Genomic DNA, 21,618 nt, shown 5'->3' on the forward strand with positions numbered 1-21,618 from the left:
GTTGCCGCCCTGCCAGGATGACCCGGTGCCGCGCCGAACCAGCCCTCTGCGACCGCTGCTGACCGCCGCGGGGGTGGTGGCCGCCGCGGGCGTCGCGGGGGTCGGCTACGCCGCCGGGTACGAGGTGCGGGCCTTCCGGCTGCGCCACGCGATCGTCCCCGTCCTGGCGCCCGACGCCGCTCCCGTCCGGGTGCTGCACGTCTCCGACCTGCACCTGGTGCCGGGCCAGCGGGCCAAGGAGGCCTTCGTGCGCTCCCTGGCCGACCTGCAGCCGGACCTGGTGGTCAACACGGGTGACAACCTTGCCCACCAGGACGCCGTCCCCGCGACGCTGGACGTCTTCGGCGGGCTGCTGCAGCGCCCCGGCGTCTTCGTCCTGGGCTCCAACGACTACTTCGCCCCGAAGCCGAAGAACTGGTCGCGCTACCTCGTGGAGCGGCAGGGCCCGGCGAAGGTCACGGGCGTCGACCGCCTGCCCACGCAGGACCTCGTGGACGGCTTCGAGGGTGCGGGCTGGCTCGACCTCGACAACGCCCGCGGGCGCCTGGAGGTGGCCGGCACGACCATCGACTTCGTCGGTGTCGACGACCCGCACCTGCGCTACGACCGCTTCCCCGCGAAGGAGTTCGTCCCCTCCGCCGACCTGCGCATCGGCGTCGCCCACGCGCCGTACCGGCGGACGCTGGACGCGATGGTCGCCGACGGCGCCGACCTCGTCATCGCCGGCCACACCCACGGCGGCCAGCTCTGCGTCCCGGGCTACGGCGCCCTGGTCACCAACTGCGACCTGCCCCGCGAGCACGTCAAGGGCCTGACCCGCTGGCACGCCGAGGCCGGCGACGCCTGGTTGCACGTCTCCGCGGGCCTCGGCACCTCGCCCTACGCGCCCCTGCGCTTCGCCTGCCACCCCGAGGCGACGCTGCTGGAGCTGGTCCCGCGCCGCTGACCCGCGTGGGCCGATCGGAGGGGCCGCCGGAAGCCTGGTGCGGGGCACCCCCCCACGTCGGCTACCCTTGGCTCAGCCACGGGGTGTGGCGCAGCTTGGTAGCGCGCTTCGTTCGGGACGAAGAGGCCGCAGGTTCAAATCCTGTCACCCCGACCAGCAAGACCGCAGGTCAGAGGCCCGGAACCGCGTCAGCGGGGCCGGGCCTCCCTCGTGTGCGTGACCAACCGCGTGACCGTCACAAGATGCGCCGCTGAGCTGGGCGCAACGCGTACAGTTGTACATGTTTTAGTACCACTGTACCGATGGAGGGGTCATGGCCATCACCGTCACCGAAGCCCGCGCCCGCCTGTTCCCGCTCATCGAGCAGGTCAACGACGACCAGGCTGCCGTGGAGATCACCTCGAAGAAGGGGACGGCCTACCTCGTTTCCGAGGATGAGTACCTGTCCCTGCGCGAGACCGTCTACCTGCTGCGCTCCCCGCGCAACGCGGAGCGTCTGCGCGAGAGCCTCGCTGAGGCCCGCAGCGGGGGAGCGCAGCCGCGCGACCTCGTCGAGCCTGGGGCCGCCCCACCCGCTGAGGCGTGAAGGTCGCATGTACCTCCCATGGCTGGGAGGACTACTGCAGTTGGAACGCCGACCGCAAGACGCTGCAGAAGATCAACCGCATGATCGAGGAGGCGTGGCGCGACGCTGGCCAAGGCATTGGCAAGCCCGAGCGACTGTCTGGTGATCTGGCTGGGTTGTTGTCACGACGAATCACTGATGAGCACCGCCTTGTGTACGAGGTCGTTGACGGCGCCGTGGTCGTCCATCAGGCCCGCTGCTACTACTAACGGCCCGCAGGCCCGACCTAGGGTCCGTGCGGTGCTGTGAGGACCCTTTTTACGCTGTCAAGGCGGGCAAGCTACGCCCGCGAGCCACTGGTCCGCGGTTCGCTTCACCCGCCCTCCGCGCGGCCTGCGGCCGCGCACCGCGCGCAGCCGTTGCCAGTACCCGTCACTGCAGAAGGCAACTCAGGCAAGTTCGGTGGTACCACGGGCTCCCGCCCCTAGATCCCGACTGCTCTGCACTAATGCGCGGGCAAGCTGGCCATAGTTGACCTGCTAGTGCGTATTTGCGCAGCGCGGCGTAGGGGAGGCGTGATTTCAAGGCGCAGCGATCTCGTCGCCTACCTATCCCTCGGTTGGGTCGAAGGCTTCGAAATCAAAATCCGTCGGGTCCGGCAGTGTGGCCCTTCTTTCTTCGATCTCAACCTTGATCATGTCCAGTGAAGGGGCTTCTTTCGAAGATGACAGGTTGAGTATCGACGGGTACATCTCCCCTGCGCGGCTCAGCAACAACTGGGCGCGCTCAACGACCGCCTCATCAATCGTCGCCATGAGCTGCCTGTTTGCTAGGCGATTAGCCAATTCGGCGGCGTAAGCGATGTCGTCGTCCGCATGTCCCGACTCGTTGAATCCTATCTCCGACGCAAACTTGGTCAAGATAGCGTCATGTTCTTCTTTCTCAACGACGCCTGACCAAACAGCCTCCCAATCGAGGTCCTGACAGGAAGCGAGCTCTCGTCTGAGTTGGTTAAAGTTGGCTTGAGGCAGGTCGTGTATGTTGAGTAGCCGTCGGATGACAACGGAAGTCAACTCTGTCGATGGCCCACTCGCTTGTACCGTCAATATGAGCTTTAGGACGAGTTCCCAAGGGAGGCCGGGAAGCCTGAGAGCTCTGGGCGCCAAGGCCTTGACTCTTTTTTCGAGCTGCTCAGGGATGACCCTTTCGTAAATCATCGCGAGTGGGCGCCAGTGTGCCCCGAAGTAGTCGACTCGATCTCGTCCCTCGAAGGCGTCGCATGTTGCCTCGCCCTGCTCGATGAGCTGCGGGCTCACGAAAAGCTGATTGAGGCTCCCCGGAATAGTTTGAAACTCCTTGCTTGCCCGTGTCGCAAGTTGACCTAAGAAGGCGCCAAGAGTCCGGATTCGCGGTGAACTTCTTCGTAACGCGCGACTATATGGGTCGGACAAGCGGGCAGCATCATCAGGATCTAATACGAGAGTTTTAAGCCCGACCGCCTCGTATAGCTCTTCCAGTACGGGATTTGATTCAAGACGCACAATATAAGATTGGCGTCGGTCGGCCTGTGGGATATCGGTCATCATTTGATTCAACTTGAACCAGATGATGCGAATATTGATATCACGGAAACTGTACCCCATGAATAGAACTGACCGCCCAAGAAGGTCGGCGCGGAACTTCACGTCCATTGCCGACTCAAAATCGAGCCTTCTGAAGTACGAAGACTCAGTCAACACGAGGGTCTCTTCGTGACGAAGATCGCCGTGATATTTGACAACCTGAGTGGCTTGTTGCCCGGCCGCGGCGACGTCTCGACCAAGAGCGACTACATTTACTGGGAGACTAAGGCGTCTGTAGGTGGATTCGATTAGATCGTCGTAATTGGTGGTATATATCTGTGGTGCACCGAGGTTTGCAAGTTCGACATGCGCCGAAGATGCAATGGGGTCAGCTTCAGCTGGCAGGCCGCGCTCAATAACGTGACGTAGAGGGCCGATCCTTTTGTCGGACTTTAAGTACAAGTATTCAGCCATTTGCAAGTTATCGCCATTTGTGAGTTCGTTCAGTTCGTCGAAAGATACTGAACCCTCAGTCTGCTCGGCCAGTTTCCGGAGTAGTTGACTCCAATCAGGTAATCCGACTGACGCGGAAAATCCCGCACCCACAAATGGAATAACCCGCCGCTCTGCGATCGCGGCAATCAAATCATCTGGAATGTCCACAGCTCCCCCTCGGTAACAGTGTCGACACTGTACGTGACCGCGGAGAGTTGCGCTGGGTGTCCTGAAAAGCAGGTGTTGGTGTCCAGCCGATGGCTCGGCATGACGCACTCCCACCGCCATGTGTCGGGGTGTGGGAGGTCCAGTTGGGGCTGTCGGGTGCGTGTCTATGTGAGTGACACTCAGCTTGGATGAGCGAGAACCGATAAAAGCGTCGTCGGAGGTAACAGCAGGGAACACGGAAGTGCCGTCTTGCTCCTGCAAAGTTCGGGACGAAGCGGCCGCAGGTTCAAATCCTGTCACCCCGACCAGCAGATGAGCAGGTCAAAGGCCCGGAACCGCGAGAGCGGGGCCGGGCCTTTGCCGTGTGCGGGCCCCGCGGTGCTGCGAGCCGGGGTGCCCGTCGGCGCTCGCGTTGTGGACCGGGCGAGGCTGACGTCTGATGAGCCCATGGCAGTCACCCTGCGGTCGATCGAGATCGCCGTCCCACCCACCGTCCTCGTCCAGGACCAGCTGCGCGACCTCTTCGTCGCCCAGCCCGGCCTGGGCCGGCTCGGGGCGCGGCTGGCGGCCGCGGCCTTCAACGCCTCGGGGATCGAACGTCGCCACACCGTGCTCGCGGAGCTCGCCCCCGGGGCCTCCACCGGGCCAACGGCCTTCTTCGACCCCGCCACCGGCCTGCTGCTCGACCCGGCCACCGGGGTGCGCAACGCCGTCTACGCCCGGGAGGCCGACGAGCTGTTCGTCCGCGCGGCGGGCGCCGCCCTCGCCGGGTGCGCGGAGCTCGGCGCCGGGGACGTCACCCACGTCGTCACCGCCTCCTGCACGGGCTTCTACTCGCCCGGGCCGGACTACCGGATCGTGCGCGCCCTCGGCCTGTCGCCGTCCGTGCAGCGCACCCACGTCGGCTTCATGGGCTGCTACGCCGCCTTCCCCGCGCTGCGGCAGGCCACCGCGATCTGCCGCGCCGACCCCGACGCCGTCGTCCTCGTGGCCGCCGCCGAGCTGTGCTCGCTGCACGTGCGCGTGCGCGACGACCAGGACACCGTCGTGGGGGCCTCGCTGTTCGCCGACGGCGCGGCCGCCGCAGTGGTCACCGGCCGCGACCTCGGGGACGCGCCGGCGCTGCAGCTGGACGACTTCGCCAGCGTCCTGACCCCGGTGGGCGAGGACGCGATGGCCTGGAGCATCGGCGACAACGGCTTCGAGATGGTCCTCGGCTCCTACGTCCCGCACATCATCGACGAGCACGTCGAGTCCGCCCTGGCCCCGCTGCTGGGCCGCGACGCCGCGCTGCGCGACGCCGCCCACCGCGACGTCGAGCACTGGGCCGTCCACCCCGGCGGGCGCAGCATCCTCGACAAGGTCGAGACGACGCTGGGGCTGTCGGCCGAGCAGATGCGCCCCTCGCGGGAGGTGCTGCGCGACTTCGGCAACATGAGCAGCGCCACCGTCCTGTTCGTCCTGCGCGACGTCCTGGCGCGCTCCGCAACGGGGGAGCGGGTCTGCGCCATGGCGTTCGGGCCCGGCCTGACCGTGGAGTCGGGGCTGTTCACCCGGGTCGGAGTCCCGGTCGCCGACAGCGCCGCGGTGCTCGCGAGCGGCGACGAGACGGTGCTGGCGGCGAGGTCGCGGACCGCGCTGCTGGGCGCCCGGTGAGGGTGCCCGACCTCACGACGCGCGACCGCACGGCCGTCGAGCTCATGGACGACCCGGACTGCGACCTGCTGGCGCTGGAACGCACCTACGCGCAGTTCCGCGCCGTGAACGCGGTCGTCGCCGGCTGGCAGCTCACCTACCGCCGGTACGTGCGGCCGCTGCTGCACGCGGACCGCACCGCGACGATCCTCGACGTCGGCTGCGGCGGCGGGGACCTGGCCCGGGCGCTGGCCCGGTGGGCGCAGCGCGACGGTCGCCGCGCACAGGTCACCGGCATCGACCCCGACCCGCGTGCGCACGCCTGGGCGGCGCGGCAGCCGCCGGTGCCGGGCGTGTCCTTCCGGTGCGCGCACAGCAGCGACCTCGTCGCCGAGGGCCGTCCCTTCGACGTCGTCGTCTCCAACCACGTCCTGCACCACCTCGACCAGCACGAGCTGGACACGCTGCTCCACGACTCCCGCGCTCTGGCCCGGGTGCGCGTCGCGCACAGCGACATCGCCCGCGGCGCGTGGGCCTACCGGCTGTTCTCGGTGGGAACGCGTCCGCTGGCGTCCGAGTCGTTCATCCGCGAGGACGGGCTGACCTCGATCCGGCGCAGCTACACCCCCGCCGAGCTGGCGGCCGCGGCCGGACCGGGCTGGCGCGTCGCGCAGCCGTGGCCGGCCCGCAACCTCCTGCTCGACGACGGTCTCCCCGACGACAGTCTTCTCGACGACGGGACGCGCTGACGTGCCGTCCTGCGAGGTGCTCGTCGTCGGCGGCGGGCCCACGGGGCTCTACCTCGGTGCGCTGCTGGCCCGCCACGGCGTCGACGTCGCCGTCCTGGAGCGCCGGGCCGAGCCCAGCAGCCACTCGCGGGCCATCGGGTTGCACCCGCCCGCGCTCGAGACGCTCGACGAGCTGGACGTGCGCGAGGAGGTGGTGGCGGCCGGTGCGCGGGTGCACACCGGCGAGGCGCGCAGCCGGGGCCGCCTGCTCGGCTCCCTGACCTTCGAGCGGGCCTGGCCGCAGAACCCCTTCGTGCTGACGCTGCCGCAGCAGCGCACCGAGGCGGTCCTCGAGCGGCGCCTCGCCGAGCTCGCCCCCGGCGCGCTGCGGCGGGGCCGGGAGGTGCTCGAGGTGCACGACACCGGTCCCGGGCCGGTGCGCGTCCTGGTGCGGGACACCGCGCCGGCCGGGGCCGAGGAGACCTGGACCGCGCGGGTCGTCGTCGCAGCCGGCGGCGCGCACGCGGACACCGGCGAGCCGGCCGGCACCACCGGACGGGTGCGGACGTACCCGGACACCTACCTCATGGGCGACGTCACCGATGCGACCGGCGACCCCGGGACCGCGGCGATCCACCTCGAACCCGAGGGCGTCGTGGAGTCGTTCCCCCTGCCCGGCGGGGTGCGCCGCTGGGTCGTCCACACCGGGCGGTCGCCGGAGCAGTCACCCGGGCAGGAGCTGGCGCAGCGGCTGGCCGAGATCGTCGCGCGGCGCACCGGCGCGGTGCTCGACGTCGGCTCCACCTCGATGGTCAGCGCCTTCGCCGTCCGCTGCCGGCTCGCCGAGCGCACGGTCGCCGGGCGCCGGGTCGTCCTCGGGGACGCCGCGCACGAGATCAGCCCCATCGGCGGCCAGGGCATGACGCTGGGCTGGCTGGACGCGCGCGAGCTGGTCCCGCTGCTCGTGCGGGAGCTGCGCGGCGGCGGCGGCCACGACCTGGCCGACGTGCCCGGGCTGAGGGCCTTCCAGCGACGGCGGCTCTCCGCGGCGCGCCGGGCGGCGTGGCAGGCGGGGGTCAACACGCGCCTCGGCCGGCCGGTGCCGGCGGTGGTGTGCGGAGCGCGCGACGGTCTTCTGCGGGCCGTGCTGGCGACGCCCGCGCGGCACGGGCTGGCGGGGGCCTTCTCGATGCGCTGGGCCGGTGCGGCGCAGCAGCCCGGGGGCGTTCAGGCGCACGGCCGCACCCTCGGCCCTGCGGTGCCGGCGACCGGTCGCGGTCGCTGATCCCGTCCGCGCCGTCTCGGCCCCGCACCGACGCTGTCTCGGCGGCCCGAGGCGACGGAGATCGTGCCGCCGAGAGCTTCAGCTGAGTGCGCCGGAGGCCGACACCCTCACCAGGCCGCGGTCCAGGCGGTCGGGCGGAGCGGGGGTGCGGTGGGGTGACGACGTCGCTCCTCGTCGCGGCGTTCGCCTCGTCCGTCGTGGCCTGCGCGCTGACGGCCGTGCTCGCGTGGCGCCGGCGCGCGCAGAACACCGCGGCGAAGGCCCTGGCCGCGGCGATGGCCGGGGTCGCGCTGTGGTCCGCGACAGGGATCTTCGCGCACCTGCCCGTGCCGTTCGTCCTGCAGCAGGACACCGCGGTCGTCAGCTTCGTCGGGATCTACCTGACCCTGACCGGCCTGTGGTGCCTGAGCCGGGCGGTGACCGACCGGAACTGGCACCTGCGCCTCACGGTCGCCCTGCGCCTGCTGGCCCCGCCCCTCGTGCTGCTGGGGCTGCTCTTCACTGACGACCGCCACCACCTGTTCTTCACCAGCGTCCGTGCGTCCGCCGACGGGGAGGAGCTCCTGGCCCAGGTCGGGCCGTTGTTCCACGTCCACCTCGCGTACTGCTACCTGGTGCTGGCCTGGGTGGTGCTCCGCCTCGTCGTCGCCTGGTGGGGCGCGGCGTCCGTGTTCCGCCACCAGCTGAGCCACCTGCTGATCGCCTGCTGCGTCCCGGTGCTGGGCAACACCGTCGTCCTCACCACGGCGCGCGGCGAGCACCCCGTGGACTACACACCTCTCTTCCTGGCCCTCGCCGGACTGGTGGCCGCGCGGGCGATCTTCCGGTTCGGGCTGCTGCGGCTGGTGCCGGTGGCGCGCGCCCAGGTCGTGGACGGCATCGAGGACGCCGTCGTGGTGCTCGACGTCGACGGCCGGGTCATCGACGTCAACCCGGCCGCGGTGGCCCTGCTGGCGCGCAGCGCTTCCGGCCGGGCCGGCGACGTGATCGGGTTCCCGGCGGCGCAGGTCCTCCCGCCCCAGCTGAGCGAACTGCTGGCCGGGGCGGCGCTGCGCGAACGCCTGGAGCTGACGGCCGGGGTGCACGTCGACGCCCGCGTCAGCGCCCTCCGCGACACCCGCGGCCGCGCGCTGGGGCAGGTGGTGGTCCTGCGCGACGTCAGCGAGCTGATCGAGCAGCGCGAGCTGGCGCAGCAGGCCAACGAGCGCCTCAGTGAACAGCTGGCCCTCACGCGGACCCTCCAGCAGCGCCTGGCCGAGGAGGCCGTGCGCGACGCCCCCACCGGCCTGCACAACCGCCGCCACCTCCTGCAGGCGCTCGGCGAGGCCGTCGAGAGCGCGCAGGTCACGGGCGAGCCGTTGAGCGTCGTCCTCATCGACGTCGACCACTTCAAGCTGGTCAACGACACCCACGGCCACCAGGGCGGGGACGCGGTCCTGCGCGCGGTCGCCGACCAGCTGCGGGACAGCTGCCGCGCCGGGGACACCCTCGCCCGCTACGGCGGGGAGGAGTTCGTCCTCGTCCTGCCCGCGACCTCGCGGGCGGACGCGGTGCAGCGGGCCGAGGAGCTGCGCCGCCGGTGCGAAGAGGCCGTCGTCGACCTGCCCGTGCTGGCGGCGTCGCTGCGCGGAGACGTGTCGATCTCGGTGACCTTCTCCGCCGGGGTGGCCACCTCGCCGGGGCACGGCACCGACGCGGACGCGCTGATCGCCGTCGCCGACCGGGCGCTCTACGCGGCGAAGGCCGCCGGCCGCAACCAGGTGGTCGCTGCACGCTGACCGGGCACCGACGTGGAGCCCGTACGCTGCCGTCCGCCCCGCTGAGCGCGAGGTGGCGGCGCCGCAGAGGTGCCCGGCGGAACGACGAGAGGAACGGGACCACGGTGGCCCACGCCTGGGTGGAACTGCTCGAGACCGACCGCCTGACCGCGGTGGTCGACATCGGGGCCAACCCCATCGACGGGGATCCGCCGTACGCGGAGATGCTGCGGGCGGGGCTGTGCACGGTCACCGGGTTCGAGCCGCAGGCCGAGGCGCTGCAGCGGCTGCTCGACGCTGCCGGGCCGCACGAGCGCTACCTGCCCCACGCCGTCGGGGACGGGGAGGAGCACGAGCTCCGGGTCACCTGGATGGGCGGGATGACCAGCCTCCTGGAACCCGACGTCGAGCGGCTGTCGGCGCTGAACGAGTTCGCCCGCTACGGGGAGGTGCTGCAGCGCACCACCATCGGGACCACGCGGCTCGACGACGTGCCCGACCTCGGGCCGCTGGACCTGCTGAAGATCGACGTGCAGGGTTCTGAGCTGCCGATCTTCCGGCACGGGCGGAGCGCGCTCTCCGGAGCGGTCGCGGTGCACACCGAGGTGTCGATGGTGCCCCTGTACGTCGGGCAGCCGCTGTTCGGCGACGTCGACGCGGAGCTGCGCGCGCAGGGGTTCCTGCTGCACACCTTCGCGGCCGTGAAGAAGTGGCCCATCGCCCCCGCGGTGCTGGACGGGGACATCTTCGAGAACCACCAGCAGGTCATCGAGGCCGACGTCGCCTACGTCAAGGACTTCGGGAGGCTGCAGGAGCTGGACGCGGAGCAGCTCAAGCACCTGGCGCTGCTCGCGCACTTCGTCTACGGCTCGCCCGACCTCGTCGTGCGGTGCCTGCTGCAGCTGGTCGCGGACCGGGCCGTCGACGAGCGGGTCGTCGCGGCCTACGCCGAGTCGATCGGGCGCTCGCTGGCCGTCAACGGGGTCCGCAGCGACCGGTAGAACCGCGTCGTCCGCCGGTGCTCCTCGCGCCCCCAGGCGCGCTGCAGGTCGACGTCGCCCGCCGCGGGGGCCTCGACGCCGGGGGCGTCCAGGACCGCGGGGACGCCCTCGCCGCGGTTGACGTCTCGGGTGCGCAGCACGAGCAGGTGCCCACCCAGCTGGACGGGGGCGACGTCGGTCAGCTCCGCGAGCGTCGCGCCCGCCAGGACGACGGGACGGTCGAGGGAGACCTGGAACCGGCAGCGCCGCAGCACCTCCCGCGGCGGCTCGCCCGCGTGCACGCGCGGGTCGTCGAGCACGGCGAGGGCCGAGCCGTGGCGCAGCCAGACCCCGGCGTCCGTGCCCACGAGCAGCGAGCGCACCGAGGCGACGACCTGGGCGTCGCTCGCCCCCGCGTCGTCGAGGCGGACGACGACGTCGGGGTGGGACCAGACCAGGACCCGGCCGCGGGTGGCGGGGCCGGGCACGAGGCGGGCCAGGGCGAGGCCCTCGACGTTGCGGTGCTCGCGGGCCTCGTCCTCGCTGGTCCGGACGCCGAAGTCGGGCCCGTCGTGCCAGGCCACGGCCTCGGGCGCGTGCAGGAAGTCCGCGCCGTGCAGCCAGCAGCGGTGCGCGAACTCCCAGTCCTCGCCGCCGTAGGCGCGGAACGACTCCGCGAAGCCGCCCACCTCCTCGAACAGGCGGCGGGTCGTGCTCAGCACGGCGGAGATGACGAACCGGTAGGCGTCGTCGCCGGCCGCGCGCAGGTCGTCCGTGCGGGCGTAGGCGTCGGCCAGCCAGGCCGGTTCCTCCAGCACCTCCGGGGCGTCGCCGTGGCCGGTCAGCCAGCGCCGCAGGCGGTCCGGCGGCACCGCGCCCAGGTCGGCGTGGCGGCGGCGGCCCACGACGAGGTCGGCGCCCGCGGCGACGGCCCGCACGACGGCCGAGACGTACCCGGGCTCGGGCACGGTGTCGGCGTCCAGGAAGCACAGCACCTCGCCGCGCGCCGCGGCCGCGCCGAGGTTGCGGGCAGCGGCGGCGCGGAACCCCTCGTCGGCCTGCGCGACGACCCGCACCGCGTACGGGCGGGGCCCCGGATCCGGCGCGACGGAGGAGCCGTCGTCGGCCACGACCACGTCGAGGAGGTCGAGCGGGTGGTCCTGCAGCTCCAGCGCGGTCAGGACGAGGTCGAGGTCGTGGGGCGACTCGAAGTGGGGGACGACCACCGAGACCGTCCTCATGCCGCGTCCACCCGGTCGAGGACCGCGCGCAGCAGGGCGGCGGTGGCGGCCGGGCCGAGCGCGGCGGGGACCCCGCCCGCGGCCCAGGTGGCGCGGGGGTCGGCCCAGGCCTGCGCGAGCGCCGTCCGCAGGTCGTCGTAGAGCCACACGCAGCCGGGCGACCGGTCGAGCAGCTCCAGGGCGTAGTCGCTGCGCGGCACGAGCGGCCGCCGCCCCGCCCCGATCCAGGCGTTGATCGACCCGGACGCCGACAGGTGCTCGTGCGGGGCGACCGGCAGCACGGGCGAGCGCAGCAGGCCGGGCAGGTCCGCGTCGGGGACGTACCCGCTCAGGTGGAAGGGGCGGCCGAGGGAGCGCGCGGTCGCCGTGAGCGCGGCCACGAGGTCGTCGTGGCCGTCCGAGGCGCGCCCCCACGCCGTGAGTCCGACGCCCGCGGGCAGCACGTCGAGCGCCGCGAGCACCGGCTCGTGGCCCTTGCCGGGGTAGAGGTAGCCGAGGACGGCGACGGCCCGGGGGGTGGCGGCCTCGTCGGCGGCCGGGGCGGAGGCGGCGAGGTCGGGCACGGGAAGCGGGACGATGGAGGGCGCTGCGTCGACCCCGCACGCGGCCAGCAGGCGCGCCTCGTGGTGGCTGGCGACGACGACCGCGGCCGCGGCCTGCGCCATCCGCCGGTAGGCCGTCGCGCGCCGGGCCGCGTTGACCGGCCCGTCGCTGGCCTGCGGCAGGTCGTGCAGGGAGACCACGAGCGGCCGCGCCTGCGCGAGGGCGACGACGACGTCGGCCGCCTCCTCGGGCGTGCGCCCGAACAGCTTGTCGGTCACGTGGACGTGCACGACCCCCGGCGCGGCCCCGCGGACGGCGTCGAGCAGCTCCGCGCCCGTGGGACGACCGTCGCGGCGCAGCACGTGCACGGCGCCCAGCGCCTCGGCCTGGGCGAGCGCCGCGGCGGTGACCCCGTGCTCGGCCGGGCCGACGACGAGGCAGGTGGGCGTGCTCACGCGGCGAGCGCCGCGACGGCCTGGGCGTGCCGGGTCAGCCCGGCCTCGGCGACGCCCGGGTGCTCGGCGTACCAGCGCAGGTGCGCCTCGCGCACCTCCGCGTCGCTCACGCTGCGACCGCCGACGAGCCAGTCCGCCCGGCCCGCCCCGGGCAGGCCGAGGGCGTCCAGGACCGGCTCCAGGACGGGGGCGTGGATGCTGTCGAGCAGGGTGCGGCCGGGGTCGGCGACCGCGTCGGGCAGGCCGATCGCGGCGAGCACGCGCCGGGCCAGACCCGTCAGGACGGCGTTGCCGGGGTGGTTGACGGTGTGGGTCGCCTCCGCGCCGGCAGCGAGGAGCAGGTCGACGACGGGCAGCGACCCGTGGCGCTCCTGGCGTCCCTGCAGCTCCTGCGCGGAGAGGTCGCGCACGGCGCGCGCCCCGGCGGGGGTGGGGACCTCGGCCAGGGGAGACCGGCCCGCGGCCAGGGTCAGGGTCCGCACGTCGTGGTACGGCACGAGCGGCGGCTCGCCCGCACCCGGCGAGCGGACGATGACCTGGAACGGGTGCAGCGCGGCCCACCGGATCACCGGGACGACGACGAGCCGGGGCGAGCGGGGAGCGCGGGCGAGGACCTCCTGCGTGCCCAGCGGCAGGTCGCGGTAGCCGGCGGTCACGGGCTGCGAGACGAGGACGTCGACGCCGGCCAGGAGGCGGTCCAGGTGCGGCAGGTCCTCGGCCGTGAGCTCGTGCACGGGTGGGATCCGCACGGCCCGCACCGGCGAACCCGCCCCGTCGAGCAGCACGCGCAGCGACTCGGCCTGGCAGTTGCCGTGCACGAGCAGCAGCGGCCGCTCGTCGGCGGGCACCGGCGCGAGGCCGTAGAAGTGCGCGTAGTGCTGTCGCCGTCCGGTCACAGACGCACCCTAGAGATGGTCCGGCCGGGGCCGGTCGACGGACGGTGGTGCGCGCCGACGTCCCGCACGTGCTTGCATCAGCCTGTGCCCCCCTTTTCCACCGGTGCAACCCTGCCGCCGGCCGCCGACGACACCACCGTCCCCTCCGCCCGACAGGACAGCGCCCTGCCGCGCCGCGGCCTGTCCGCGGCGGGTCCCCGGGACCGGATGACGATCGCCGTGCTGGGGCCCAGCCGCTACCCCGTGAGCGAGCCGTACCTCGGGGGTCTGGAGTCCTTCGTGGGGAACCTGGTGGCGGGGCTGCGGGCCCGGGGGCACCGCGTCCTGCTGTTCGCGGCGGCGGGCAGCACCGACGCGCAGCCGGAGCTGCTCGCCGGGGGCGGGTGGGAGCCGGACGAGCTGTCCCGGCAGGACCCGTCGATGCCGGCCGCGGCCTTCCTGCGCGAGCACCACGCGCACCTGAGCGTCCTCGACGCCCTGCGCACCACGTACGCGGGCGAGGTCGACGTCGTCCACAACAACTCCCTGCACTACCTGCCGCTGTCGCTGTCGACCACGCTGCCGTTCCCGACCGTCACGACGCTGCACACCCCGCCGACGCCGTGGCTGACCTCGGCGCTCAGCGCGGGCGGCGCCTCGGACGTCTTCACGAGCGTCAGCCGCTTCACCGCGCGCCAGTGGGCGCCGTGGGTGGAGCACGCCGACGTCGTGCACAACGGCGTCGACGCGCACCGCTGGGTCCTCGGCCCGGGCGGCGGAGGGCTGCTGTGGTTCGGGCGGCTGGTCCCCGAGAAGGCCCCCCACCTGGCCCTCGACGCGGCCGCGGCCGCCGGCCACCACCTGCACCTCGCCGGCCCGGCGCTGGACCCGGAGTACTTCGCCGAGCAGATCGCGCCGCGCCTCGGCGCCCGCGCCACCTGGCTCGGCCACCTGGGCGGGACGGCCCTGACCCGGGCCGTGGGCCGGGCCAGCGCGGTCCTCGTGACGCCCGCCTGGGACGAGCCGTTCGGGCTGGTCGCGGCCGAGGCGGCCATGTGCGGGACCCCGGTCGTGGCCTTCGACCGCGGCGGCATCAGCGAGGTCCTGCGGCCCCACGTGGGCGAGCAGATGGGCGTCGTGGTGCCGGCCTCGGACGTCGAGGCGATGGCCGCGGCCGTCGGGCCCGCGATGGCCATGGACCGGCGGGCCGTGCGCGCCGCGGCGCGCACGCACCTGTCGGCGCAGACGATGGTCTCGCGCTACGAGGAGGTGTTCCGGGCCGCCGTCGCGGAGCGGCCCGTCAGCGACCAGGTGCGGCTCGCCGCGTCGTAGTCGACGAGTCCCGCCTCGCGGAACCGCTCGAGCCACCCGGTCATCGGCCACCAGCCCCAGCGGCGGTGGAAGACCTCGGCGTTGCGCAGGATCGCGTGCAGGTGGTGCACCGGCGGGTCCTGCACGGGGTGGTGCTGGTGGTGGGCCAGCGCGCCGCCGACCCAGAACAGGGTCCCGCCGAGCGCGCGCACGCTCGCCGCGACGTCGGTGTCCTCGCCGCCGTAGCCGCGGTACTCCTCGCAGAACCCGCCCGTGCGCGGCCAGTCCGCGGCCGTGACCGCGAAGGACAGCGACCAGAACAGCCACCACTGCGACTCCTCCGCCGCGACGACCTCCCCGGCCGCCGGCACCGGGCGGGCGCGGTGCGGCTCAGCGGCCGCGGGCAGCCGGGCCAGGTCGGCGGGGGAGGTCACGCGGACCTCCGGGGGCAGGTAGGCCACGGGCCCGCACAGCAGCGCCGGTCCCGGAACGGCCTGCAGCGCAGCGGAGGACGCCGCCCGGGCGTAGGTGCCCACGAGCTCCGGCGCGGGCACGCAGTCGACGTCGAGGAAGACGAGGACGTCGGCGCCCAGGTCGAGGGCCGCGGCCGCGGCGGCGTTGCGCGCCCGGGCCAGCGGCAGCTCGCCGTCGTCGGGCACGGCGACGTCCACGACCACGCGGCGCGTCCCGGCGCTCGCGGGGACGCCCTCGACGACCGCGCGGACGCCGGGGTCGCCCATCGACACCACGACGTGCAGGGCGGGCGCCTGCGCGGAGGCGGCCAGGCCGATCAGCTGGCCGCGCAGGTGGTCGTGGCGGCCCGCGACGACGGTCAGCACCGCGGTCGAGGTCACGGGTGCTCCCCGGCGGCCTCGTCGAGGAACGCCGCGGCGCGCTGCGCCCCGTCCCCCGGGGCCCAGCGGTGCCAGGGCTCCGCGCCCACGGCGCGGGCCCGCTCGAGCAGGGCGGGCCACTCCGCGGGCGCCGGCCAGCGGTCCAGCGCCACGAGCCCCTCGGCGCGCAGCCGACCGGCCCGGCGGACCTGCTCGTCGAAGGGCCGCTCCTGGGCGACGACCACGGCCGCCCGGCGGGCCGCGGCCACCTCCGCGACGGCGTTGTGGCCGCCGTGGACGACGACGACCTCGGCGCGCTGCAGCGCCGCCCACACGTCGTCGCCGGGGGCGCTCAGGGCCGAGCCGGGCACGCGGTGCTCCCACGTCCACCCGGGGGTCGCCGCGGCGGCCGCCCGGAAGTCCTCGTCGCTGACCTCGCGGCCACCGCTGCCCCACAGGGCCAGCACCCGGCCGGGCTCGGGGGCGACGGCCGAGGGGGCACGTCCGTCGAAGCGGGAGAACGCCCCGACGTGGACGACCGGAGTCTCGCCGCCGTTGCTGGCAGGGTCGGTGTCGGAGCGGTCGGCGTCGGCGCGGTCGCCCGGCCACGGGGCCAGCAGCGCCCGGGCGAGGCTGCGCCCGAGGCGGTGGGCGGGGTCCCCGCGGTCGCCGAGCATCGCGACGACGACGACCGGGACGCCGCAGAGCCGGGCCAGCGCGGTCACCTCGACCGAGACGTCGGTGACGAACAGCCGGGGCGCGGCCCGGTCGATCCACGCGGTGATCGCGGCGCTGCGTCCCCGCAGCCCGCCGTGGTGCAGCGGCACCCAGTGCAGGGCGCCGGCGGCGGTGGCCGAGGCGGTGTCGACGGGCAGGGCGTCGTCGCGCTCCAGCTGCACCCACTCCCCGCGGAAGCCGTCGGGACGGGCGGCGGAGCTCAGCGCGGTGACCGGCGTTCGCAGGTGCCGGGTCACGGCGACGAGCCGCTGCAGGTGCCCGGACCCGTGGTGGTGCACGTACCAGCCGATCACCCCTGCCGCCCCGCGACGGCCTCGGTGACGGCCTCGGTGTCGGGGGCCGCCGCGAGCACCCGCCGGTAGAGGTCCCGGTGGGCGGTGGCGACGTCGAGGCGCTGGGCGAGGCGCCCGGCCGCGGTGGCCGCGGACCCCGGGAGGTCGCCCAGCGCCCGCGCCAGGCCCGCGGCGACGGCGCTGGGGTCGTGCAGGTCCACCTCGACCAGCGCCTGCTGCTGGTGCAGGTACCCGACGCGCCCTGCGAGCACGGGCACCCCGAGGTCGTGGCACAGCTCCAGCCACCCCGAGTGGGTGCCGTGCCCGTAGGCCAGGACGGACACGTCGAGCTCGCGCAGGTACGCGCGCAGGCCCGCGTCGTCGAAGCGGCCGTGCACGCGCAGGTCCACCCGGCCGGCCGCGGCCGCCTCGTGCAGCCACGCCACCAGCTCGGCGTCGTGGCGCCCGAAGGCCGGGTCGAGGGCCTCGTCGTGGACGTCGACGCGCAGCACGGTCCCCGGCGAGCCCGCCACCGCGTCGGCCAGCACGGTGAGCACCGGCAGCGCGACGAGGTTGGCCCGCAGGCTCTTCAGGTGCAGGCCGACGACGCGCGGGGACCGGGCGGGGCGCGGGCGGCCGACCTCGGCGAGCGGGGCCACGTGCGGGTGCGGCACGACGACGCAGTCCCGGCCCCAGCGGGCCCGCACCTCGGCGGCCGCACCGGGCGTGAGGGTCACGAGCGCGTCCGCGGCGGGGACGAGGACGTCGAGCAGCTCGTCGAAGCGCGCCTGCTCGTGCAGGTGCGGGTTCTGCAGGTCGTGGACGGTGAGCACCAGGCGGCGGCCGGCGCCGTGCACCGCGGCGACGAGCGCGCGCAGCTGCTCCGGTGTGCGGCCCTCGAAGCCGAAGTGCAGGTGCAGGACGTCGAAGCGGTCAGCGTTCGCCGTCACCCACGCCGCGTCCAGCGCCGGGCTCGGGCGCCACCCGGCCGCGGGCGCGCCGTCGTCGTCGCGCACGACCTCGACGCCGGGCACGCGATCGTCGCCCAGGTGGGCGACGTAGTCGTGGTCGCCGGGGACGTGGAGCGCTCTCAGGGGCGCGGTCACCGGGAGGTTCCGCCCCGCCGCGAGGCACCTCGCGGGCAGGGGAGGACGAGGCGGCGCACGCCCGCATTCTGCCCCACCGGCCGCCCCCGGAGCGGGAGGCTCACACCGGCTCGACCCACCTCGTCGTGGAGCGGCTCCTCTCACCCGCCGCCGTCGACGAGCGCCTGCGGGGCAGCGCCTGACGCGCGCGGTCCCGGTCGCCGCGCCCGGGCGCGCCGGCGACACTGGGCGCCGGCCGCGCACGCCGCGCCGCCGCCCCTGAGCCGAGGAGTGCTGCCGCCGTGTCGTTGCCGTCCAGCCACCCGCTGCAGCGCTACAGCGTCAACGGCTACCAGGAGGCGGCCTCCGACGAGGGGGTCGCCTGGTCGTGCAACCTGCTCCGGCACGGCCAGAGCTTCGGCCTGGTCAGCAACGAGGGGCGCGGGGGCGTGAACGACTACGCCTTCACCGACTCCGCCCGCGGCGAGGAGTTCCTGGCCGCCGCGGCCGGGCTGTTCCCCGACGACGCGCACCCCGCGGACACCCTCGTCGCCCGCGTCATCACCATCCGGCAGTTCAACGCCCTCGACCAGATCGCCTACTGCCTCGACGACGACCGCTTCGACGACCTCGGCGAGCACCGCCTCGCCGAACCCGGCTCGAGCTTCGAGCAGGTCCGCGCGGAGCTGGCCACACGCTTCGCCGGGCGGCACCCGCGGATCTGGGACAGGAGCCGCTCGGAGATGGTCCCGGTCGACCCGCGCCCCTGACCCGGCCGGCGGCGCGGGAGTCGGTTGCGCGGGGTTCAGCCGCGCGGCAGGTCCCCGAGCAGCGCGTCCAGGACGCGCTCGCTCGCCCGGCCGTCCTCCAGGGCGCAGAAGCGCTCGACGAACCGGGCGTAGCGCCCGGCGTGCGCCGCGGCCACCGCGGGCAGGTCGAGCAGCGCCGCGGTCAGCGCCTCCTGGTCGAGCAGGACGGGGCCCGGCGCCTCGGCCTCCAGGTCGAAGGTGAAGCCGCGCAGGCGGTCGCGGTAGTGCTCGAGGTCGTAGGCGAAGACCACGACCGGCTTGCCCGTGACCGCGAAGTCGAACATGGACGAGGAGTAGTCCGTGACCAGGACGTCGGCGGCCAGGTAGAGGTCGGAGATGTCGGGGTACCCGGCCACGTCCTGCACCCGCCCTTGGCTGGCGGGACGGCTCTGGTGGCCCATGTAGTGGTGCAGGCGCAGCAGGACGACGGCGTCGTCGCCGAGGCGCGCGGCCAGCGCCCCGACGTCGAGCCCCAGCGGTGCGTCGACGCCCGGGACGGCCTCGTCGTCGCGGTAGGTCGGCGCGTACAGGACGGCCGTCGTGCCCTCCGCGAGGCCGAGGCCGGACCGGACCCGCGCCCGCCGGGCCTCGCGGTCGGGCGCGGACAGGACGTCGTTGCGCGGGTAGCCGGTCTCCAGCACCCGCCCCTCGTAGGCGAACGCGGCCCGCAGCAGCCGCGTCCCCTCGGCGCTCGGGGTGACGAGCAGGTCCCACCGCGCGATGTCGTCGTCCAGGAGGGCCATGACGTCGTCCGGGGGCTGGTGCGCGGCGTCGCGGTGGATGCGCTTCAGCGGTGTCCCGTGCCAGGTCTGCAGGTACGTCGCCCCGGGGCGCTTGCGCCACCGGTCCAGCTGGACGTGCGTGTTCGAGACCAGCACGTCCGCCGCCTCGAGCGCCGCGACGGCCTGCGGCGTCCCGATCGGCACGGTCGCGACGCCGGGCGGGAACGTCGCGGCCTGGCGGGAGGAGGCGAGCCACACGTGCTCGACGCCGTCGTCGCCGCGCCCCGTCCAGGCCTCGTGCAGCGCCCGTGGGTTGTCCGCGTACCGGCCGTTGTCGGCGTTCCAGACGACCTTCACCGGGTTCCCCCTCCACGGGTGGCGTCCGCCACGGCCTGCAGGCGCGCGCGGTACGCGGACCACCAGGCCGCGTCGCCGCCGGGCAGGTTCGTGTTCGACGCGCGCAGCCCGGCCTCCCCGTCGACGAGTTCGCGCACCAGGTCGGCGTGGCCCGCGTGGCGGTGGGTCTCGGCGACGACGTGCAGCAAGATCCGCTGCAGGGTCACGGCCCGGGTCTCGGGCCGCCACCAGGGGACCTCGCCCGGGGCGTCCAGCGGGAGTTCCGCGATCGTCGCGTCGCTGTGCGCCCACACGCGGCGGTAGAGACCGGTGACGTCCTCGACGGACTCCTCGGCCGTCGCCCACATGTCGGCGTTGTCCTCGGCGCCGTCCTGCGTCCACGGCAGGGGTTCGGGGAAGTCGCGCCCGAACACCTCACCGAAGTACCCGGACTCGACGCCCGCAAGGTGCTTCACGAGGCCGAGGAGGTTCGTGCCGGTCGGCGTCAGCGGGCGGCGCACGTCGTGCTCGGCGAGCCCGTCCAGCTTCCACAGCAAGGCATCTCGGCCCTCCTGCAGGTAGCGCCGCAGATCGGCCTTCGCCGCGTCGTCGGCGGGGTTCACGCCGGCACCGCCGCGAGCTCCACGGCCTGCCGCAGGGCCTCGACCATGCTGCCGACCTCGACCTTCCCGGTTCCCGCGATGTCGAACGCGGTGCCGTGGTCGACGGACGTCCGGATCACCGGGAGGCCGACCGTGATGTTCACGCCGGCCTCGATCCCCAGCACCTTCACCGGGCCGTGGCCCTGGTCGTGGTACATCGCGACGATGAGGTCGTAGTCGCCGCGGCCACCGAGGAAGAACGCGGTGTCGGCGGGCAGCGGGCCCGTCGCGTCGATGCCCGCGGCGCGGGCCGCCTCGACGCCGGGGGTGATCTTCTCGGCCTCCTCGCCGTAGCCGAACAGCCCGTTCTCCCCGGCGTGCGGGTTGATGGCGCACACCCCGATGCGGGGCGAGGGGTTCCCCGCCCGCTGCAGCGCCTCGGCACCGCGGCGGATGGTGCGCTCCACGAGACCGGGTTCGATGCGGGCGACGGCGTCCAGCAGCCCGAGGTGGGTCGTGACGTGGATGACCTTGATGCGCGGGGTCGTCAGCATCATCGAGACCTCCTCCACGCCGCAGAAGTGCGCGAGCAGCTCGGTGTGCCCGGGGAACACGTGGCCGCCGGCGTGCAGGGCGGCCTTGTTCAGCGGGGCCGTGCAGATCGCCTGCACGTCGCCGGCTATCGCGAGCTCGCAGGCGATCCGCACGTACTCGTGGGCGGCGTGGCCCGCGGCGGGGGAGATCTCGCCCCAGGGCAGGTCCGCGGGCAGCAGGTGCGGGTCGACGACGTCGATGCGGCCGGGCGTGAACGCCGCCTCGGCGACGGAACCGACCTCGACGACGTCGGCCTCGACGCCCAGGGCGGTGGCCGCGAGGCGCAGCCGGTGCGCGTCCCCGACGACCAGCGGCCGGCCCGCCGCGAACGCGCCCTCGTGCAGCAGTGCGCCGACGGTCACCTCGGGGCCGACACCCGCACCGTCGCCCATCGTCACGGCGATGACGGGGCGCGGGTCCGTGCTGGTCTCGGGTGCGGTCGGGGTGTTCACAGGGCCTCCAGGAGCGGTGGTGCGGTCGGGTCGGGGACGTGCGGGGCGCGCAGCCGGTGCAGGAGCAGCACGAGGTCGTGCAGCTCGGCGGGGCCGCCGAAGCTGCCGGGCTTCGTCGCGACGAGGCGGCCGTCCTCCGCGACGCTGACGACGGCGCCGTGGGACAGCTGCGCGACGGGCCGCAGCGCGGTGACGCCCAGCCGGGTCAGGACGGCGCGGGCGGTCTCGCCGCCGGTGAGGACGAGGTCCCGGCCGTCCGCCAGCGCCACGGCGTGCTCGGCGAGCCGGGCCACGGCCGCCCGGGAGTCCGGGTGGACGCCGTCCAGGCGCAGCACGAGCAGGTCGGCGGTCCGTGCGAGCGCGAGCTCGGCGGCCTCGACCCCGCGGGCGGGCTCGTCGGAGGCCGTGACGAGGACCAGGGAGGCCGCCGGGTCGGCGGCGCCCACGTGGGCGGCCTGCGCGGCCGTGACGTGCGAGCCGCTGCCGGCGACGACGGCGACGGGCCGGGCGCCGGGTGCCGGGACGACGGCTGCCTCGAAGCCCGCGGAGCCGGTCGTGGCGTCCGCGGCCGCGGCGACGAGGGCGGCGCTGCCGGCCAGCGCCACGCGCGCGCCCCCGGCGGACAGGGC

21 protein-coding genes and 2 tRNA genes are annotated in these 21,618 nt (G+C 74.1%); 12 read left to right on the forward strand and 11 right to left on the reverse strand.

The features are described from left to right. Positions 1-25 precede the first annotated feature (25 nt). The 4 genes from F1544_RS05885 to F1544_RS05900 all read left to right on the forward strand — a co-directional run bounded on the left by F1544_RS05885 (position 26) and on the right by F1544_RS05900 (position 1,780). Positions 26-946 carry a metallophosphoesterase gene (locus F1544_RS05885; RefSeq protein WP_308469897.1) on the forward strand — a complete coding sequence of 307 codons (921 nt, stop codon included), beginning with the start codon at positions 26-28 and terminating at the stop codon, positions 944-946. Positions 947-1,025: 79 nt separating this feature from the next. Further along, positions 1,026-1,102, forward strand: a tRNA-Pro gene (locus tag F1544_RS05890). Between the two features lie 157 nt (positions 1,103-1,259). Beyond that, positions 1,260-1,532, forward strand: coding sequence for a type II toxin-antitoxin system Phd/YefM family antitoxin (locus F1544_RS05895; protein ID WP_167583205.1), 273 nt, complete (start codon positions 1,260-1,262; stop codon positions 1,530-1,532). Next, a complete protein-coding gene (locus tag F1544_RS05900) occupies positions 1,529-1,780 on the forward strand; it encodes a Txe/YoeB family addiction module toxin (protein WP_167583207.1) in 252 nt (83 codons plus the stop codon). Before F1544_RS05895 ends, F1544_RS05900 begins: the two co-directional genes overlap by 4 nt. A 339-nt stretch (positions 1,781-2,119) precedes the next feature. On the opposite strand, the gene F1544_RS05905 is transcribed toward F1544_RS05900, so the two are convergent. Then, the gene (locus F1544_RS05905) at positions 2,120-3,736 is read right to left on the reverse strand and encodes an SIR2 family protein (protein ID WP_167583209.1); all 1,617 of its coding nucleotides are present in this window, start codon (positions 3,734-3,736) and stop codon (positions 2,120-2,122) included. 124 nt (positions 3,737-3,860) lie between these two features. Between F1544_RS05905 and F1544_RS05910 the strand changes: the two genes are divergently transcribed. From F1544_RS05910 to F1544_RS05935, 6 genes are all read left to right on the forward strand, one after another. Further along, positions 3,861-4,044 (forward strand) — tRNA-Cys (locus tag F1544_RS05910). Between the two features lie 139 nt (positions 4,045-4,183). Further along, positions 4,184-5,392, forward strand: a complete 1,209-nt coding sequence (locus F1544_RS05915) for a type III polyketide synthase (RefSeq protein WP_167583211.1) — start codon at positions 4,184-4,186, stop codon at positions 5,390-5,392. Then, on the forward strand, positions 5,389-6,120 hold the full coding sequence (locus tag F1544_RS05920) for a class I SAM-dependent methyltransferase (protein WP_167583213.1): 732 nt from the start codon (positions 5,389-5,391) through the stop codon (positions 6,118-6,120). Before F1544_RS05915 ends, F1544_RS05920 begins: the two co-directional genes overlap by 4 nt. A 1-nt stretch (position 6,121) precedes the next feature. After that, complete coding sequence (locus F1544_RS05925; protein WP_167583215.1) at positions 6,122-7,384, forward strand: FAD-dependent oxidoreductase; 1,263 nt, start codon at positions 6,122-6,124, stop codon at positions 7,382-7,384. A gap of 155 nt (positions 7,385-7,539) precedes the next feature. Continuing rightward, positions 7,540-9,162 (forward strand): GGDEF domain-containing protein, encoded by a 1,623-nt coding sequence (locus F1544_RS26170; protein WP_167583217.1) that lies wholly within the window; start codon positions 7,540-7,542, stop codon positions 9,160-9,162. A gap of 104 nt (positions 9,163-9,266) precedes the next feature. Further along, positions 9,267-10,142: an FkbM family methyltransferase gene (locus F1544_RS05935; RefSeq protein ID WP_308469898.1), complete on the forward strand. Its 876-nt coding sequence runs from the start codon at positions 9,267-9,269 to the stop codon at positions 10,140-10,142. Here F1544_RS05935 and F1544_RS05940 read toward each other — a convergent pair. From F1544_RS05940 to F1544_RS05950, 3 genes are read right to left on the reverse strand one after another with little or no spacing between them, the layout of a single operon-like run. Further along, the gene (locus tag F1544_RS05940) at positions 10,085-11,362 is read right to left on the reverse strand and encodes a glycosyltransferase family 2 protein (protein WP_167583219.1); all 1,278 of its coding nucleotides are present in this window, start codon (positions 11,360-11,362) and stop codon (positions 10,085-10,087) included. The two genes, F1544_RS05935 and F1544_RS05940, sit on opposite strands and share 58 nt — an antisense overlap. Beyond that, positions 11,359-12,360 carry a glycosyltransferase gene (locus F1544_RS05945; protein ID WP_167583221.1) on the reverse strand — a complete coding sequence of 334 codons (1,002 nt, stop codon included), beginning with the start codon at positions 12,358-12,360 and terminating at the stop codon, positions 11,359-11,361. The genes F1544_RS05940 and F1544_RS05945 overlap by 4 nt, the downstream gene beginning before the upstream one ends. Further along, positions 12,357-13,256 carry a WcbI family polysaccharide biosynthesis putative acetyltransferase gene (locus F1544_RS05950; RefSeq protein ID WP_167583223.1) on the reverse strand — a complete coding sequence of 300 codons (900 nt, stop codon included), beginning with the start codon at positions 13,254-13,256 and terminating at the stop codon, positions 12,357-12,359. The genes F1544_RS05945 and F1544_RS05950 overlap by 4 nt, the downstream gene beginning before the upstream one ends. 84 nt (positions 13,257-13,340) lie before the next feature. On the opposite strand from F1544_RS05950, the gene F1544_RS05960 reads away from it, so the two are divergent. Next, entirely contained in the window at positions 13,341-14,567 is a 1,227-nt protein-coding gene (locus F1544_RS05960; RefSeq protein WP_208971350.1) for a glycosyltransferase, read from the forward strand. Here F1544_RS05960 and F1544_RS05965 read toward each other — a convergent pair. From F1544_RS05965 to F1544_RS05975, 3 genes are read right to left on the reverse strand one after another with little or no spacing between them, the layout of a single operon-like run. After that, a complete protein-coding gene (locus F1544_RS05965; protein WP_167583227.1) occupies positions 14,495-15,400 on the reverse strand; it encodes a glycosyltransferase family 2 protein in 906 nt (301 codons plus the stop codon). The two genes, F1544_RS05960 and F1544_RS05965, sit on opposite strands and share 73 nt — an antisense overlap. Continuing rightward, complete coding sequence (locus F1544_RS05970) at positions 15,397-16,410, reverse strand: hypothetical protein (protein WP_167583229.1); 1,014 nt, start codon at positions 16,408-16,410, stop codon at positions 15,397-15,399. Before F1544_RS05970 ends, F1544_RS05965 begins: the two co-directional genes overlap by 4 nt. Then, positions 16,407-17,495: a glycosyltransferase family protein gene (locus F1544_RS05975; protein ID WP_167583231.1), complete on the reverse strand. Its 1,089-nt coding sequence runs from the start codon at positions 17,493-17,495 to the stop codon at positions 16,407-16,409. Before F1544_RS05975 ends, F1544_RS05970 begins: the two co-directional genes overlap by 4 nt. Before the next feature lie 281 nt (positions 17,496-17,776). On the opposite strand from F1544_RS05975, the gene F1544_RS05980 reads away from it, so the two are divergent. Then, on the forward strand, positions 17,777-18,244 hold the full coding sequence (locus tag F1544_RS05980) for a hypothetical protein (protein ID WP_167583233.1): 468 nt from the start codon (positions 17,777-17,779) through the stop codon (positions 18,242-18,244). Positions 18,245-18,279: 35 nt separating this feature from the next. Here the strand turns inward: F1544_RS05980 and F1544_RS05985 are convergent, their stop codons facing one another. The 4 genes from F1544_RS05985 to F1544_RS24030 all read right to left on the reverse strand — a co-directional run. Further along, the gene (locus F1544_RS05985) at positions 18,280-19,362 is read right to left on the reverse strand and encodes a CDP-glycerol glycerophosphotransferase family protein (RefSeq protein ID WP_167583235.1); all 1,083 of its coding nucleotides are present in this window, start codon (positions 19,360-19,362) and stop codon (positions 18,280-18,282) included. Continuing rightward, complete coding sequence (locus F1544_RS05990) at positions 19,359-19,964, reverse strand: DinB family protein (RefSeq protein ID WP_167583237.1); 606 nt, start codon at positions 19,962-19,964, stop codon at positions 19,359-19,361. Before F1544_RS05990 ends, F1544_RS05985 begins: the two co-directional genes overlap by 4 nt. Continuing rightward, the gene (gene pdxA / locus F1544_RS24025; protein ID WP_308469899.1) at positions 19,961-20,989 is read right to left on the reverse strand and encodes a 4-hydroxythreonine-4-phosphate dehydrogenase PdxA; all 1,029 of its coding nucleotides are present in this window, start codon (positions 20,987-20,989) and stop codon (positions 19,961-19,963) included. The genes F1544_RS05990 and pdxA overlap by 4 nt, the downstream gene beginning before the upstream one ends. Further along, positions 20,986-21,618 (reverse strand): nucleotide-binding domain containing protein (locus F1544_RS24030; RefSeq protein WP_280114577.1); only part of this gene is annotated, 633 nt, incomplete at its 5' end. The genes F1544_RS24030 and pdxA, both read right to left, overlap by 4 nt.

The organism is Kineococcus rubinsiae (genome assembly GCF_011839805.1).
GTDB classification, from domain to species: domain Bacteria; phylum Actinomycetota; class Actinomycetes; order Actinomycetales; family Kineococcaceae; genus Kineococcus; species Kineococcus rubinsiae.